General features: G+C 46.2%; 19 protein-coding genes. 1 reads left to right on the forward strand and 18 read right to left on the reverse strand.

All coding sequences use genetic code 11. From position 1 onward, the window contains the following. Positions 1 to 33: 33 nt before the first annotated feature. The 9 genes from moaA to MHH91_RS18635 all read right to left on the reverse strand — a co-directional run bounded on the left by moaA (position 34) and on the right by MHH91_RS18635 (position 7,845). Entirely contained in the window at positions 34 to 1,059 is a 1,026-nt protein-coding gene (gene moaA, locus MHH91_RS18595; RefSeq protein WP_014471145.1) for a GTP 3',8-cyclase MoaA, read from the reverse strand. A 17-nt stretch (positions 1,060 to 1,076) separates the two neighbouring features. Further along, complete coding sequence (fdhD, locus tag MHH91_RS18600; RefSeq protein WP_013353899.1) at positions 1,077 to 1,865, reverse strand: formate dehydrogenase accessory sulfurtransferase FdhD; 789 nt, start codon at positions 1,863 to 1,865, stop codon at positions 1,077 to 1,079. Between the two features lie 94 nt (positions 1,866 to 1,959). After that, positions 1,960 to 2,124 (reverse strand): hypothetical protein, encoded by a 165-nt coding sequence (locus MHH91_RS18605; protein WP_014471146.1) that lies wholly within the window; start codon positions 2,122 to 2,124, stop codon positions 1,960 to 1,962. An 85-nt stretch (positions 2,125 to 2,209) separates the two neighbouring features. After that, on the reverse strand, positions 2,210 to 2,890 hold the full coding sequence (locus tag MHH91_RS18610; protein ID WP_014471147.1) for a VWA domain-containing protein: 681 nt from the start codon (positions 2,888 to 2,890) through the stop codon (positions 2,210 to 2,212). A 308-nt stretch (positions 2,891 to 3,198) separates the two neighbouring features. After that, a complete protein-coding gene (locus MHH91_RS18615) occupies positions 3,199 to 3,888 on the reverse strand; it encodes a VWA domain-containing protein (RefSeq protein ID WP_013353901.1) in 690 nt (229 codons plus the stop codon). 263 nt (positions 3,889 to 4,151) lie between these two features. Beyond that, positions 4,152 to 5,186: a stage II sporulation protein D gene (spoIID, locus tag MHH91_RS18620; protein ID WP_013353902.1), complete on the reverse strand. Its 1,035-nt coding sequence runs from the start codon at positions 5,184 to 5,186 to the stop codon at positions 4,152 to 4,154. A 202-nt stretch (positions 5,187 to 5,388) separates the two neighbouring features. Beyond that, positions 5,389 to 6,699 (reverse strand): UDP-N-acetylglucosamine 1-carboxyvinyltransferase, encoded by a 1,311-nt coding sequence (gene murA, locus MHH91_RS18625; RefSeq protein ID WP_013353903.1) that lies wholly within the window; start codon positions 6,697 to 6,699, stop codon positions 5,389 to 5,391. 33 nt (positions 6,700 to 6,732) lie between these two features. Beyond that, positions 6,733 to 7,473: a YwmB family TATA-box binding protein gene (locus MHH91_RS18630; RefSeq protein WP_013353904.1), complete on the reverse strand. Its 741-nt coding sequence runs from the start codon at positions 7,471 to 7,473 to the stop codon at positions 6,733 to 6,735. Positions 7,474 to 7,614: 141 nt separating this feature from the next. After that, positions 7,615 to 7,845 (reverse strand): DUF1146 family protein, encoded by a 231-nt coding sequence (locus MHH91_RS18635; RefSeq protein ID WP_013353905.1) that lies wholly within the window; start codon positions 7,843 to 7,845, stop codon positions 7,615 to 7,617. A 172-nt stretch (positions 7,846 to 8,017) separates the two neighbouring features. On the opposite strand from MHH91_RS18635, the gene MHH91_RS18640 reads away from it, so the two are divergent. After that, complete coding sequence (locus tag MHH91_RS18640) at positions 8,018 to 8,488, forward strand: hypothetical protein (protein WP_013353906.1); 471 nt, start codon at positions 8,018 to 8,020, stop codon at positions 8,486 to 8,488. A 44-nt stretch (positions 8,489 to 8,532) separates the two neighbouring features. Here the strand turns inward: MHH91_RS18640 and MHH91_RS18645 are convergent, their stop codons facing one another. The 9 genes from MHH91_RS18645 to atpI all read right to left on the reverse strand — a co-directional run bounded on the left by MHH91_RS18645 (position 8,533) and on the right by atpI (position 15,446). After that, positions 8,533 to 8,931, reverse strand: a complete 399-nt coding sequence (locus MHH91_RS18645; protein ID WP_013353907.1) for a F0F1 ATP synthase subunit epsilon — start codon at positions 8,929 to 8,931, stop codon at positions 8,533 to 8,535. A gap of 23 nt (positions 8,932 to 8,954) precedes the next feature. Beyond that, entirely contained in the window at positions 8,955 to 10,376 is a 1,422-nt protein-coding gene (gene atpD / locus MHH91_RS18650) for a F0F1 ATP synthase subunit beta (protein WP_013353908.1), read from the reverse strand. 25 nt (positions 10,377 to 10,401) lie between these two features. Next, a complete protein-coding gene (atpG, locus tag MHH91_RS18655; protein WP_003151172.1) occupies positions 10,402 to 11,265 on the reverse strand; it encodes an ATP synthase F1 subunit gamma in 864 nt (287 codons plus the stop codon). 75 nt (positions 11,266 to 11,340) lie between these two features. Then, entirely contained in the window at positions 11,341 to 12,849 is a 1,509-nt protein-coding gene (gene atpA, locus MHH91_RS18660; protein ID WP_003151170.1) for a F0F1 ATP synthase subunit alpha, read from the reverse strand. A 16-nt stretch (positions 12,850 to 12,865) separates the two neighbouring features. Next, positions 12,866 to 13,411, reverse strand: coding sequence for a F0F1 ATP synthase subunit delta (locus tag MHH91_RS18665; RefSeq protein ID WP_003151169.1), 546 nt, complete (start codon positions 13,409 to 13,411; stop codon positions 12,866 to 12,868). Further along, on the reverse strand, positions 13,408 to 13,920 hold the full coding sequence (gene atpF / locus MHH91_RS18670; RefSeq protein ID WP_013353909.1) for a F0F1 ATP synthase subunit B: 513 nt from the start codon (positions 13,918 to 13,920) through the stop codon (positions 13,408 to 13,410). Before atpF ends, MHH91_RS18665 begins: the two co-directional genes overlap by 4 nt. Before the next feature lie 142 nt (positions 13,921 to 14,062). Further along, on the reverse strand, positions 14,063 to 14,275 hold the full coding sequence (atpE, locus tag MHH91_RS18675) for a F0F1 ATP synthase subunit C (protein WP_003151167.1): 213 nt from the start codon (positions 14,273 to 14,275) through the stop codon (positions 14,063 to 14,065). 45 nt (positions 14,276 to 14,320) lie between these two features. Further along, positions 14,321 to 15,055, reverse strand: a complete 735-nt coding sequence (gene atpB, locus MHH91_RS18680) for a F0F1 ATP synthase subunit A (protein ID WP_003151158.1) — start codon at positions 15,053 to 15,055, stop codon at positions 14,321 to 14,323. A 7-nt stretch (positions 15,056 to 15,062) separates the two neighbouring features. Continuing rightward, complete coding sequence (gene atpI / locus MHH91_RS18685) at positions 15,063 to 15,446, reverse strand: ATP synthase subunit I (protein WP_013353910.1); 384 nt, start codon at positions 15,444 to 15,446, stop codon at positions 15,063 to 15,065. Positions 15,447 to 15,627 lie beyond the last annotated feature (181 nt).

Here is a 15,627-nt window from a genome sequence, read left to right on the forward strand (position 1 = left end):
TAAAAAAGCCTGCCCTTGTTCGGGCAAGCTTCATTATCCGCCTATATAAGACATTTCCACTTTCTTTTTCCCATCTGTTTTAGAAAGCGCGCGGTCAATTGAATACTGATCCGTGCGGTTTTTCCAGACAGAAGCGATGGACTCCGTCAATTCGTCATCGGTCAGGCCGCCGCGCACAAGCTTCCTCACATCGTAGCCTGCGGAAGCGAACAGGCACGTAAACAGCTCGCCCCTCGCCGACAGGCGCGCTCTGTTACAGGAGGCGCAGAATGCATCTGAGACGGAGGAAATCACGCCGATTTCGCCAGATCCGTCAAGATAGCGGAACCTGGAAGCGACCTCGCCTTTATAATTCGCTTCTATCGGCTCCGTCGGCATGTGCTGATTGATCAGATCAATGATCTCAGCCTTCGTGATCACGTCTTTTTTGTTCCATTGATTCGTATTGCCGACATCCATAAATTCAATAAACCGGAGAATATGACCCTTTTCTTTAAAATAGCGGGCCATCGGCAGGATGTCTTTTTCATTGACGCCTTTTTGGACAACCATATTGATTTTAACACCGAGTCCGGCCTCTTTTGCCGCCTCTATGCCCTCAAGCACCTTATTCACCGAGACGCCGCGGCCGTTAATAGCCTTAAACCGCTCATCTTCTAAAGAATCGAGACTGACAGTCACGCGGTGCAGCCCCGCCTGCTTCAGCTTTTCCGCATACACGGGAAGCAGTGAGCCGTTTGTCGTCATCGCAATATCTTTAAGCCCCGGGATGCGCGCAAGTTTTCTGATCAATTCAGGCATATCTTTTCTCATCAGCGGCTCCCCGCCCGTCAGCCTGATTTTTTCAACGCCGAAACGGCCGACAAACAGTTTCGCAAGCCGCTCAAGCTCCTCAAATGAGAGCAATTCTGTCTTTTGTAAAAATGGATAATCCGGTCCGAATAGTTCGGCTGGCATACAGTACGTGCATCTGAAGTTGCAGCGGTCGGTTACAGAGATACGGAGATCCCTGAGCGGCCTGTCCCTTTTGTCTGACACCCGGCGCGTTTCTGTATTCATAAGCCCAAGACCCCTTTCTATTGTTCAACCCGTTCAGGATGTGTGTATACATTAAATGACCCGTTTCTGACAAAGCCTATCGCCGTGATGTTCAGCTCTTCCGCCATTTGCAGCGCAAGCTCCGTCGGCGCCGATTTTGAAATGACAATCGACACGCCGATTTTTGCGGCTTTTAATAAAACCTCTGAGGAAATCCGGCCGCTGAAAACAATCAGCTTGTCACGGACGGGCATTCCGTTTTTCAAACAGCAGCCGTACAGCTTATCGAGCGCGTTGTGGCGCCCGATGTCCGTCCTCATGAAGAGCATCTTTTCCGTATCGCACAGCGCCGCATTATGGACGCCGCCCGTTTCCTGGAATGTGCCGCTTCCGCTTTGCATCTCCTTCATGAGGTGAAGACACGTCTCAGGAGTTATGGTAATGCGGCTCACGGCGGTTTTGGCCGTTTTTACATCCTGCTGAAAGTAAAAATGGCGGCCTTTCCCGCAGCATGAACCGATGACTCTCTTCGTATAGTCTTTTTGCTCGAGCACTTCGGGATTCGTCAGCTCCACATATGCAAATCCGAGACTTTCATCTATAGTAAAGCTTTTGATCTCTTTTTCAAAACGAATGACGCCTTCTGATGCGAGAAATCCGACTACGAGTTCCTCTAAATGATCAGGCGTGCAGACGAGCGTCACAAATTCCCGCCCGTTCACCATGACAGTCAATGGATACTCTGAAACCATCCGATCTGCCGTTTTTGTTAATACCCCTTTTTCATAGCGGTATATTTCTCTTACCGCTGTTGTTTTTTCATCCACTGTTTTCCCCTCCGCAGTATCCTTCTCTTTTATTCTTCCACAATCCCTGTATTTTGTCGAATTTGCGGTTTAAAAAAAGAGCCCTCTTCGGACTCTATGTTTCGTTGCGGTGATGTCTGCTCAACATGGTGAATAAAATAACGGCGGCGATAATGGCCAATATACTGACGAATATGAAGGCGGCAAGCTTCAGAAAAACTCCCAATAGAACAAAAACGACTGCCGCCAGCACTAATATAATGCCTGCTCCTTTTAACAACAGCGGTCATCTCCTTTTAGTCGTATCATTCCCGCGGTTCCGTTTTCTAAACAAAAAAGACGCCGCTCGGGCGTCCTTTTTTAACCTATTCTTTTGCTAAATCCTTTGCAGCGTCTTCCCAAGCCTGTTTGAACTCGGCCGCGCTGTCAGCTGAGACATATGTGCCGCCCCCTGCTTCCGCCGCTTTTTCAAGGCTTTCGCTTCCTTTCATGCCGAAGTTGAAACCGATGATATTGACGATCGTGTTGACGTTCGCTTTACGGAGCTTTTGAATTTCAGCCTGAGGATTACCGCCGCATGTTTCTTCACCGTCTGTAATCAGATATACGACGTTTTTCCCTTTAGCGCCGGCCCGCTCAAATTCTTCACGTGTATCAGAAAGCGCTTTTGCAATCGGTGTCCAGCCGGTCGGTTTAATCTGGCTGAGCGATTGCTCAAACGGAGTCACGGCGTACGGCTGAAGGCCGTATAACGTTTCTGTCGCATTACACGATACGGCTTTACCGGAGTTTTTATTATTGCCCTTATGACCGAATACCCGGAGCATCAGATTAGTGTCTTCAGGAAGAACTTTCGCAAAAGAGGTGACAGAATCTTTCGCGACATCTATTTTACGCTCTCCCCCTGTTTTTTGTATCATGCTACCGCTTGCATCAAACAGCACAGCGACGTTTGTTTCCTCGTGCTTTTTCTCAGCCGCAAAAACAGGTGATCCGAGTGAAAGCGTCAAAAGTCCGACAATCCCCGCAGTAAACATTTTTTTCATTTCCTTCATTCCTCTCCATTTGTTTTTCGCCGATGGGCCCCGGCTCTTCTCTATGCTAGATGAGGAATATGCAAAAAGATATAGGGCGGGATGCCTTTTGTGTGAGCGGCGGTACATCGTCAAAAATGAACAGAATTATGCGCTTCATCCTAGAAAGATTGGATAAAAGATGACAGATTTAATGCCTTTTTCGCCCTTTTTGTAATATAAGTCCGGAATCTGATTCCTTTACAGTTTTCTCTTCATTTCTTCTTGAAAATTTTGTTAATTCAAGCGTAAAAAAAAGGGCCGAAAAACGGCGCCTTTTCTTATTCCCCTAATGAACTCGCTTCTAATTTAAAGATACGGTTCATATCCTTTTGACTGTGAGCTTCGTAATATTTTCCTCCGCCCGCTCCGGCAATCGCGTGAAGCTGACCGTTGAAGCCTTCATTAAAGTCAAAGCCGATTACATTGACTTTAATATGCTGTTTGCGAAGCTCTTTCGCTGTCTTAATAGGATCTCCTCCGCATGTCTCCTCGCCGTCCGTTAACAGGTAAACGGATTTACTGCCGAGTTTGTGCACGCCGTTAAAGGAAGCCTTCGCATCCTCTAATGCCTTTGCAATCGGTGTCCAGCCAGTAGGCCCGATTCCGTTCAGAGAATTAAGGAAGCTTTGTTTGTCAAACCTTTGGAATCCGTATACACCGCGAATAGATTCACAAGACTGAACTTTTCCGGAGTTTTTATTATTGCCTTCAGAACCGAAAACCGTCATTCTGACCTGTGATTTAGATTTAATTTGATCCGCAAAACGGACAATTTCATCTTTTGCCATGTTGTATTTAGAAACACCGTCTATCCGTTTCGCCATACTGCCGCTCGCATCAAGCAAAATGGCGGTATTGTTTTTAGGTTTAAAGAAAGAATTCTCGTTTGCATTCTCAGCAGCAAAAGCAGGAGATGCAGCAGTCAGCAGCAAACCGAACATGAGTATGAGTGAAAATGTTTTTTTCATTGCTTTTCCCCTTTTCAATAGATTTCCGTTCAACGTCGAACACTATTTATCGTAAATGAGTTGAAAAGGGAAATAAATAGGACGGGGTTCCTCATTATTTTTGCGTACATTCACATAGAAGCGGCATTTTTATCAGTGATTTTCACCCGGTGCGCAGCCATCTATCCGCATTTGTCAGCCTTTAGCCTTTCGTTATATGAGTCCGTTGGTTCCTTAGCCGTTTATGGAATAGTTTTCCGAAAAAAAGACGCTGATGAGAGCGTCTACTTTTTCGCCATATATTTGCTTAAAAATGAATCTGCCTCGGAAATATCCACTCCCTGATAATAATGCTTGACGATGTCCGTCACGGATTTTCCCTGCTCCGCCATATAATTGGCACCGTACTGGCTCATGCCGACACCGTGACCGAATCCTTTCGTCGTAATGGTGATGCTGCCGCCGTTTCGTTTCCATTCGAAGTCGGCAGAACGGAGTCCGAGTTTTTCCCGAATGTCTCGTCCCTTCAGCTTCTTGCCGTTTATGACGGCCGTCGCCACTTGATGTCCCGGCGTTCTGGCCGTAATCTGCCCTACAGTGTCTTGTCCTGCGAGCTGCACACCGAGCTTCTGCTGAAACTCCGGCACACTGAAAGTCCGGGTGGCGAGATATTTTGGCGATTTTTTATCCCATGGGCTTTTCACGCTCTTTAAATAAGGAATGGCGCTTGTCCAATAGGCTTCCGCATTTTCCGTATACCCATTGCTTGTAGAGAAAAAAGATGCCTCAATCGGCTTGTTTTCATACGTTAAAATCTTTCCTTGCGTACCGGCCACCGCGTTTGTGATTTTCTTGAGGTTTTGCGCGTAATCAGAACCCCATTCTTTTTTCAGCTGGCTTTTGCTTTGATAGACTTGGAACATTTGCGTGTCATCCACCAGTGATCCTTTCGGGGCCTGGACGGCTGAGTTTGCAACCATCAGTCTGACGATGAATGTACGGGCAGCGAGCGCTTGGGCTTTTAAGGCCTCCGGTTTAAATTCTACGGGCATTTCGGAAGCCACGACACCGATCACGTACTCTTCAAGCGGGATGTTTTCTACAGAATGATTGGATGTCCGATAAACCGGAACGGATACAGGTGATTCTTTCAATGTTGGTTCTGCTCCTTTTGTTTCTCGTATGGTGTGTGCTGTTTTGTGTCCGGGCTCCCTGTTTACGGCTGCTCCTTTTTCGGCCTGAAACGGAAGGACGAGAATGGTGGGAACAAGAAGAATAAGTACACACAGCCCGGATAGTAGAAATACAATGGGTTTCATATATCAGCTGCCTCCTGCTTGGGATTCGACTCTACTTCATCTTATGGGCAGGGACAAGCTAATATGACTTCCTTTTGGACAGATTCTTTTATTCGATTATTTACGCGAAAAACGTATTCTTTTTTGGAATTCAGAGCATAATAATGATGATAAACCATATAAAAAAACAGTATGCCAGATTGACATACTGTTTTTGTAACCATTATGCGTTTAAGTCAGTAACGGCTTCTTTACTTTCTTGTTCAGCGGCCGTTTCATCGACAACACGCTCGATGTCAGCGCCGAGAGCCTCAAGTTTTTTATGGAAATCCACATAACCGCGATCCAAATGCTTCAGTTCCGTGACGCGTGTATGACCTTCAGCCACTAATCCCGCAAGAATCAGCGCCGCGCCCGCACGCAGGTCCGTAGCGGCAACTTCTGCGCCTTGCAGCTGTACAGGACCGTTAATGATCACAGAACGTCCTTCAATTTTAATGTCGCCATTCATCCGGCGGAATTCTTCAGCATGCATAAAACGGTTTTCAAACACAGTTTCAGTAATCATGCTTGTTCCGCTCGCACGGAGAAGCAGCGCCATCATTTGTGACTGCATGTCAGTCGGGAATCCTGGGTGAGGCATCGTTTTGATGTCGATCGGCTTCAGCTGTGCAGGACCGATGACACGAAGGCCTTCTCCTTCATCCGTAATTTTGACGCCCATTTCTTCCATCTTCGCAATTAAAGACGTAAGATGCTCAGGAACCGCACCTTTTACTAATACATTTCCTTCCGTGATAGCCGCGGCCACCATAAAAGTACCCGCTTCAATACGGTCAGGAATGATGTTGTGTCTTACGCCGCGAAGCTTCTCGACACCTTCAATTTTAATGGTGCCTGTGCCGGCTCCGCGGATTTTTCCGCCCATCGCATTGATATAGTTCGCTAAGTCAACGATTTCAGGCTCTTTTGCCACGTTTTCAAGCGTTGTTGTTCCTTCAGCTAATGCAGCTGCCATAATCAAGTTTTCTGTCGCACCCACACTTGGGAAATCTAAATAGATTTTTGCGCCCTGCAGACGGCCTTCCACTTCTGCTTCAATAAAGCCGTTGCCTACTTTGATTTTTGCACCCATTGCTTCAAAACCTTTTAAATGCTGGTCAATCGGTCTTGAGCCGATTGCGCAGCCGCCAGGAAGCGCTACTCTTGAATGACCCGTACGGGCTAACAGAGGGCCCATAACAAGCACTGACGCGCGCATTTTACGCACATATTCAAAAGGTGCTTCTGTTTCTAAAGCGTAAGAAGCGTTTACGGTAACTTCATTATTCTCAAAATGCACATCTGCTCCTAAATGACGCAACACTTCATTAATTGTATATACATCGGAGAGCGTAGGTACATCACATATTACGCTTTTTTCTTCACTTGCTAATAAAGATGCAGCGATAACAGGTAAAACGGCATTTTTTGCTCCTTCAACTTTCACTGTGCCGTTTAACTTCTGACCGCCGCGGACGATGATTTTTTCCAAGGTATTCCCCTCCGCGTCCCTATATTCTCTATATTAATATTCAGTTGTCACGATTGGTGTGCCAACCGTAACGGTATGTTTTTCGCCCATTCCCGCACTTCTAAGCGCAATTTGCACATTCATCTTATGTTTCGATGTCATGATGTAATCTGTCCACTTATATGTAAATGCAGAAACAGAAACGAAATGAGGCTCAACTACATGTTCAACTGGACTTGCTTCAAATTCTTTCATGAGCTGTTCTGCTTTTTTTTGCAAAACAATACTCATATTATCATTTAAATGACCCTTTAGACAAGTAAAAATAAATACTTTATTTTGAAATATGTCATGTGCCTGCCGTTCAAACTGTTCATATGTATCATTCCAGTTTTCCGGTTGCTCCGGGCTCATTTGCTCATATAATAAATACGAAGTTGGGTTCTGGTTTTTGAGGGTAGTGACGAGCTGCAGTTTAAAAGTTGTGTGATTTTTTTTGTCAGAATATGTGCCGACGGCCTTTACGATTTTATCTTCCTCGGCGGTTTCCCAATGATACTGCGGATTTTGCGCCTTCAGTTCTTTCACCTTGTCATCAAATTCACTCAGTGACAGGTTCAGATTTTCTTTCGCATGAAGCGTCCACTCATCAACAGTGACATCCTGCCGCTCCATTCCTTCGGCAATCTGGGCAAGCGGAGACAGCTCACTCGCATGAATGGAATGAAATACCGCAATTAAGGCGCTTAAAAAAACAAAAAACAAGATGATACGGCCTGCTCTTTTTTTCTTCATATCGATCTCTCCCCCTTACTCCCATTTTTGCCGGAGCCGGGGAAAGCGATACATGGAAAACTTCGTCAAAACTCGCCAAGCGGGTGAAGAAAAATTGGTTTCTCCCCCAGCGATTCCCTTCATTACAACTGACGAAACTTCTTAAAACAAGTATGGAAGCTGCTTCGAATAGGTAAGATAATCTAAAAAGAAGTTGGCGACTGCCGTTCCGATCGCAATGGTAAGAAGAATAATCAGCAGCCGTGCCTGCACTATTTTTCCTTTTCGGATCAGCGGATCAAAGTTGACGGCCTGAAGCGCCCACCATGTCACCGCAATGCATACCAAGTGAATCAGGATGCTGATTGCGGCCTGCTGCCCCAATACATTCACAAATTCCATCTCCTTTCATTTTTTCCGCCCCTCATATCCTCTCTTATTATATAAGAAGAAGAGAGAAAGATGATCATTTTTACAGCAGAATTTTTATCCAAAATTAGGGGCAATCCCCGCTTAAATGTCCGTTCTCCGGCATGGTATACTTTTTTGGAAAGGAGATGGGAATATGAATCATTCCTTTTTTCATCCGGAAAAGCAGTATGGGGAAACACTGCCCGTATTTGACCATGAGTGGGAAGCGATTGCATTCTACTATGATTATAGACAGTCTCAAACAGAGGAACTGAAAGAATTATGTCAGTTTTTCAACATTTCTCTTGATTATTCACACGGCAGCCTGCAGGAATTGGAAACCCTTTACTTCCGCAGCATTAAAGAGCTGCTGCTGGCGGATTGGAACCTGCCGATTGACGAATTTGAGAAAATGCTCAGCGTGTATGTCATCGATTGCGCCATCAGACACCATGACGATGCCGAATGGATCGTCAAACCTTATCCGTACACGGACGGCGCCTATACGACAGGTGTGCGAAGAGGAAACAAAACGTGGCACACCGACAACTGCTGTGAGCATTTATATCTGCAAAAAGAAGAGGATCATCCGCTTATCGGCGTCTATGAATCTCTTATGCGTTAATATAGAAAAAGAATCCTTCTCAGATAGCCGAGAAGGATTCTTTTTTAGTTTCCTGCAACATCCAATCTGTTTACAGCCCGCTGTAACGCAAGCTCAGCCCGACGAATGTCAGTATCATCTGATCGTTTGTTTAAACGGTCTTCCGCCCGCTTTTTCGCAGCAAGGGCGCGCTCTTTATCAATGCTGTCCGCTGTTTCAGCGGCTTGTGCAAGGATAGTGACCTGATCAGGACGGACTTCTAAAAATCCGCCGCTGACAGCCGCCAAATCGGTCTGTCCGTCTTTTTTAAGGCGGACAGCGCCGATTTTAAGCGGAGCCACGGTCGGAATATGGCCCGGCAAGATACCGAGATCACCGCTCTCGGCTCTTACACTCACCATTTCAATATCAGCATCATATACTGGGCCGTCGGGAGTAACGATATTGACTTTAACGGTCTTCATGCTTTTACCCTCCTAGGACCAGATTAAACTTCTACACCCATCTCTTTTGCATTCTCAATAACTTCTTCAATGCGTCCCACAAGACGGAATGCATCTTCCGGAAGATGGTCATATTTACCGGAAAGGATTTCTTTAAAGCCTCTTACCGTTTCTTTAACAGGCACGTAAGAACCCTTTTGTCCCGTAAACTGCTCAGCTACGTGGAAGTTTTGAGAAAGGAAGAACTGGATACGGCGTGCGCGGTGAACGACAAGCTTATCTTCTTCGCCCAATTCGTCCATACCGAGAATCGCAATAATATCCTGAAGTTCTTTGTAACGCTGAAGCGTTGACTGGACTTCACGCGCCACCGCATAATGCTCTTCTCCGACAATTTCCGGAGCAAGCGCGCGGGAAGTGGAAGCCAGCGGATCAACCGCAGGGTAGATACCCATTTCAGTTAATTTACGCTCAAGGTTAGTCGTTGCATCCAAGTGAGCGAATGTTGTCGCCGGAGCCGGGTCAGTGTAGTCATCGGCAGGCACGTAGATTGCCTGGATAGATGTAACTGAACCAACGTTTGTAGACGTAATACGCTCTTGAAGCTGACCCATTTCTGTCGCAAGCGTCGGCTGATAACCAACCGCAGAAGGCATACGGCCGAGAAGCGCGGAAACCTCTGAACCCGCTTGTGTGAAACGGAAAATGTTATCGATAAAGAACAGTACGTCCTGTCCTTGTTTATCACGGAAATGCTCAGCCATTGTAAGACCCGTCAGTGCTACACGCATACGTGCGCCCGGCGGCTCGTTCATTTGTCCGAAGACCATGGCTGTTTTCTTGATAACGCCTGAATCGCTCATTTCGTAGAAAAGGTCGTTCCCTTCACGAGTACGCTCTCCTACACCGGCGAATACGGAAATACCGCCGTGCTCTTGCGCGATGTTGTTGATTAATTCCTGGATTAATACGGTTTTACCTACGCCGGCACCGCCGAACAATCCGATTTTACCGCCCTTGATGTAAGGAGCAAGCAGGTCAACAACTTTAATTCCCGTTTCAAGTATTTCAACCTCAGTTGAAAGCTGATCGAATGAAGGAGCTGATCTGTGGATCGGGTCCTTTTGAGCATCCGCAGGCAGCGGTTCATTTAAATCAATTTTATCTCCCAGTACGTTAAATACGCGGCCGAGAGTAACATCACCGACAGGAACGGAAATCGGAGCACCTGTATCAACGGCTTCCATTCCGCGCTGAATTCCGTCCGTAGATGCCATGGCAATTGTACGGACTGTATCATCGCCTAAATGAAGAGCAACCTCTAGCGTTAGATCGATGCTTACTTCATTTTCGCCTGAAGCTGGCTGTGAAACTTTAATCGCATTATAAATCGCAGGCAAGTGGCCGTCCTCGAAACGTACGTCGACAACCGGTCCAAGCACCTGACTTACGCGTCCTTTCTTCATCGCTATCCCTCCTGACAAAATCTTTCTATTCTAAAGCGGCTGCACCGCCGACAATTTCGGTAATTTCTTGTGTAATCGCCGCTTGACGCGCGCGGTTATATGAAAGCGAAAGTGAATCAATGAGTTCTTTCGCATTATCAGTCGCATTTTTCATTGCTGTCATTCTCGCAGCGTGTTCACTTGCTTTACTGTCAAGAAGCGCACCGTAAATTAAGCTTTCCGCATATTGAGGAAGCAGCACTTCGAGCACCTCTTCTTCATCCGGTTCGAACTCGTAAGAAGCCGTGCGCTTCCCGCCGCTCGTTCCGAAATCCGTTAAAGGCAGCACTTTTTTCTCCGTCACTTCCTGTGAAATCGCACTGACGAAATGGTTATACACCAAATGCAATTCATCAAAAGCGCCGTCGATAAACATTTGAACCGTCTGACGGGTCAAATCTTTAATCTGAGCAAAAGTGACCTCGTCGCCAAGCCCCACTAACTCAGACAAAATCGGCATTTCCCGTTTTTTGAAGAAATCGCGGCCGACTCTGCCGATTGCAATCACCGTGTATTCATCTTTAGACTGATGGCGTTCTTGAATGGTGCGGTAAGCGTTTCGCAGAACCGAACTGTTAAACGCACCCGCAAGCCCGCGGTCAGACGTAATGACGAGATACGCCGTCTTTTTCACTTCTCTTGAGACAAGCATCGGGTGTTTCGCGTTTTTCGCGCCTTTTCCGACGTTAAACACAACCTCCTGGATCTTATCCATATACGGAGCAAATGACTTCGCGTTGGTTTCCGCACGGTTCAGCTTCGCAGCGGATACCATCTGCATGGCTTTTGTGATCTGGCTTGTTTTTTTCGTTGACGTGATCCTTGACTTAATATCGCGTAATGAGGCCAAAGATTTCACCACCTTTATTCTTCATTTGCGTAAAAAGAGAGAAAAAGAGAACCTTTTTCTCTCATCTTCTAAGGGTTAGTTGCTTGGTGCAAATGTGCGTTTGAAGCCTTCGATTGCAGCTTTGAAGTCTTCATCAGCAGGAAGGTTTCCTGTTTTCGCAATGCCGTCAAGCAGATCTTTATGGTTTTGATCAAGGTACATGTAGTACTCTTCTTCAAAACGTCTGATATCCGCAACCGGAATATCATCAAGATATCCTTTTGTCAGCGCATAAAGAATGGCTACCTGTTTTTCAACCGGAAGCGGCTTATTCAAGTCTTGCTTCAGCACTTCAACTGTACGCGCACCGCGGTTCAGTTTCGCCTGAGTCGCCTGGTCAAGATCAGATCCGAATTGGGCGAATGCTTCAAGTTCACGGTATGAAGCAAGGTCAAGACGCAATGTTCCCGCTACCTTTTTCATCGCTTTGATTTGGGCTGATCCGCCGACACGGGATACGGATAATCCGGCATTGATCGCAGGACGTACGCCTGAGAAGAATAGGTCGGATTGAAGGAAAATCTGTCCGTCAGTAATGGAAATGACGTTTGTCGGGATATAAGCGGAGATATCTCCGGCTTGTGTTTCGACGAACGGCAGCGCCGTAATTGATCCTGCGCCTTTTGCGTCACTCAGCTTGGCTGCGCGCTCAAGCAGACGGGAGTGAAGATAGAATACATCCCCTGGGAATGCTTCACGGCCCGGAGGACGGCGAAGAAGCAATGACAGCTCACGGTAAGCGGCCGCTTGTTTGGATAAATCATCATATACGACGAGAACGTGCTTGCCGTTGTACATGAATTCTTCACCCATTGTCACCCCTGCATACGGTGCAAGGTAAAGAAGCGGAGCCGGCTGTGAAGCGGACGCCGTCACGACAATCGTGTAATCAAGCGCGCCGTGCTTACGAAGTGTTTCCACTACGCCGCGTACTGTAGATTCTTTTTGACCGATCGCTACGTACACACAGATCATGTCTTGGTCTTTTTGGTTTAAGATTGTATCAATCGCAACAGATGTTTTACCTGTCTGGCGGTCCCCGATAATCAGCTCACGCTGTCCGCGGCCGATCGGAATTAACGCGTCGATCGCTTTAATACCCGTTTGCAGCGGCTCATGTACCGATTTACGGTCCATTACGCCTGGAGCCTGGCTTTCAATCGGACGGGTTTTGCTTGTCAGGATCGGACCCAGTCCGTCTACCGGCTGTCCGAGCGGGTTGACGATACGTCCGATTAATTCTTCGCCTACAGGCACTTCCATGATGCGGCCCGTTCTTTTGACCTCATCGCCTTCACGGATATCTCTGTAAGGTCCTAAGATAACGATACCTACATTGGATTCTTCAAGGTTTTGAGCCATACCCAAAACGCCGTTTGAAAACTCAACAAGTTCACCGGCCATACAATTGTCAAGGCCGTGCACACGCGCAATACCGTCTCCGACTTGGATGACTGTACCTACGTCATGAACTTCAATTTCAGATTGGTAATTTTGAATTTGCTGCTTTATCAGCGTGCTAATCTCTTCAGCTTTGATGCTCACTTAGGTTTCACCCCTTCTATCGATTTCCTCCGGCAAGTTGACGTTCCATGCGCTCAAGCTTTCCGCTCACGCTTCCGTCATAAATCCGGTTTCCAATGCGGACTTTAATGCCGCCTATTAAATCCGTCTGCACTTCATTTCTGATTCTGAGCGAAGCGATTCCGGCTTTTTTTGCAAATACTTGAGATAATGATAACATTTCCGCCTCTGACAGCGGTTTTACTGAATAAACAACCGCATCCTCTGTCTGACGGGCCTGGTTTGCAAGTTTAATAAACTCGTCTGTGAGATCAGGCACAATCGAAGACCGGCGGCGGTCAATCAGAAGAAAAATCGTATGCAGCACAGACTCAGACAGTGCGCCGAATGATTGCTGAATCAGCTCTTTTTTCTTAGCAGCCGATACCTTCGGATGGCTTAACACTTCCTGTAATCCGGCTTCGTTTCGGAAAACTTCTTTTAGTACGGTAAGCTCTTCTTCGATTTCATTGATTTGAGAAGTCTCAACGGCAATGTCGAAAAGCGCTGACGCGTATCGTTTAGAGACAGCAGATCCACTCATCGGCTTTCTCCTACCTCTTTAAGATAGTCCTGAATCAGTTTTTCCTGGGCTTGTTCATCAAGCTCTTTTTCAATCACTTTCGATGCGATTAAGACAGAAAGTGATGCGACTTGCTCGCGAAGTGCGGAAACCGCTTGTTCTTTTTCTTTGACAATTTCGGTTCTCGCCGCTTCTTTTAATCTTTCAGACTCGGCGCGCGCAGCCTGGATAATGTCTTCCTTCTGCTTTTCACCCAGCTTTTTCGCATTTTCAATGAGTGATTGTGATTCCTGTTTCGCTTCTTTTAAAAGAACGCGCTGCTCTTCAATCAGCTTCTGCGCTTCTTTATTTCTTTCTTCAGCGGACGTAATTTCGCCGGCGATATGATCTTCACGCTGTTTCATTATATTTAATAGCGGTCCAAGAGCGAATTTCTTGAGAAGCGCTAATAAAACTAACATAGCTAACAATTGGAATAGGATATCTCCGCCGTTAAACGAAAGTCCTAATTCAAGAGGTAATTGAGACATCTACTACGGCAACTCCCTTCTGCAGGTTTTCTCTGCTGATAAAAAGCCGTTTCAAGCCGGCCTGCTTATCAGACATAAAGCAATGGCGAAGGTTCTCTTAGAGTGATCTTCGCCATTTTTAGTTCATATAAGGCTTTTTTGCTTAGCCAAAGAACGCTAAGAACGCGATAACGACAGCGATAATTGGAAGGGCCTCAACTAATGCGATACCCATGAACATAAGAGTTCTAAGTTCTTTTCCTGCTTCCGGCTGACGGGCAATTCCCTCTACCGTACGTGAAACAATCAAACCGTTACCAATACCTGCACCAAGTGCACCTAAACCGATTGCAATCGCAGCTGCTATTAAATTCATGAAAAAGTTCCTCCTTTAAAATGTTATCCGAATGGATATATGATTTTAATGATCATGACTGATTTTGTGTGACATGTACACCATCGTCAGCATCGTAAAGATAAATGCCTGGATGGTACCGATGAACAAGCTGAATGCCTGCCATGCAAGCATCGGAATAATGGCTCCGACTGTGCCGACCAAACCGAGAAAGAAACTGTTTGAGTAGAAATTCGTCGCCAGATTTGCAAGAAGGCCCAGAAGAATTTCCCCGGCGAAAATGTTACCGTAAAGACGAAGTCCGAGTGTCAGCGTATTCGCAAACTCCTCAATGATCTTCATCGGGAACATAAGCGGAACCGGTCTGAGATAATCCTTAGAATATTCCTTCAAGCCTTTCATCTTCACGCCGTAATAGTGCGTCAATGACACTACCATAACGGCCAGAGTCAGGGTAATAGCCGGATCAGCCGTCGGTGATTTCCACCAAAGCTCGTGTCCGACCGTTACAGAAAACGGCAGCCCCAGCATATTTGATACAAATATGTACATCAGCAAGGTTACACCAAGCGCCAAGAAGTTAGCCCCTGTCTTTAAATCCATTGTACTGCCTATAATATTGCGGACAAAATCAACAATCCATTCCATGAAGTTCTGGGCTTTTCCCGGACGGATGGACAGCGTTCTCGTAGTAAGAATCGCAATCAGCAGCACAATCACACTTGCCACAGTAATCATCAGAATGTTTGTCAGATTAAAAGTAAGACCAAACAAATCAATAGTTCTGTAATCGTGATTCAATGGGTTTTCACCTCTCTTCCATTGATGAACGTTTGAGCTGAATAATGGAATCTATCATAATGACGGGATAAATTGTCATTAATCCAATAATCACACTTGCCACACTGACTTTGTCGGGATATTTAAAGGCGATAGCCATCGCAAGTATCGCATTGCACCAACGCGCTGCGCTCCCGAGTGATCGTATGGACTTTCCTTTCGCCACGGCCTTGTCAAAAGCATTCATTCTTCTGGTCAAGAGCCATAGATTAAACAAACTGAAAACAGTTCCCAAAAAGAGGCCTAAAAAAACAGTTTTATACGCCGTAAGACCATATCCCAGCAAATAGATTGCTAAGATCACAAATACATATCTCCGTTGTCTGCTGAATGTAAGATTGGGATCGTCCATCAACTATCTGTCTCCTGATGAAAATGTAATATAATTCCTGGATACGGCAATACATGCGGTTAACCCTTGCAGAAGGCCTTTTTTGTCCCGCAAAAAAACGGCCTGTTCGAAAAAACCACTCATCCTCCTGGTGCGGGATGCTGTTTCATTCGCTTAGATAAATCCTCATGTAACGGGTTTT

It is taken from the genome of Bacillus sp. FSL K6-2819 (assembly GCF_038008305.1).
In the GTDB taxonomy this organism is placed as follows: domain Bacteria; phylum Bacillota; class Bacilli; order Bacillales; family Bacillaceae; genus Bacillus; species Bacillus amyloliquefaciens.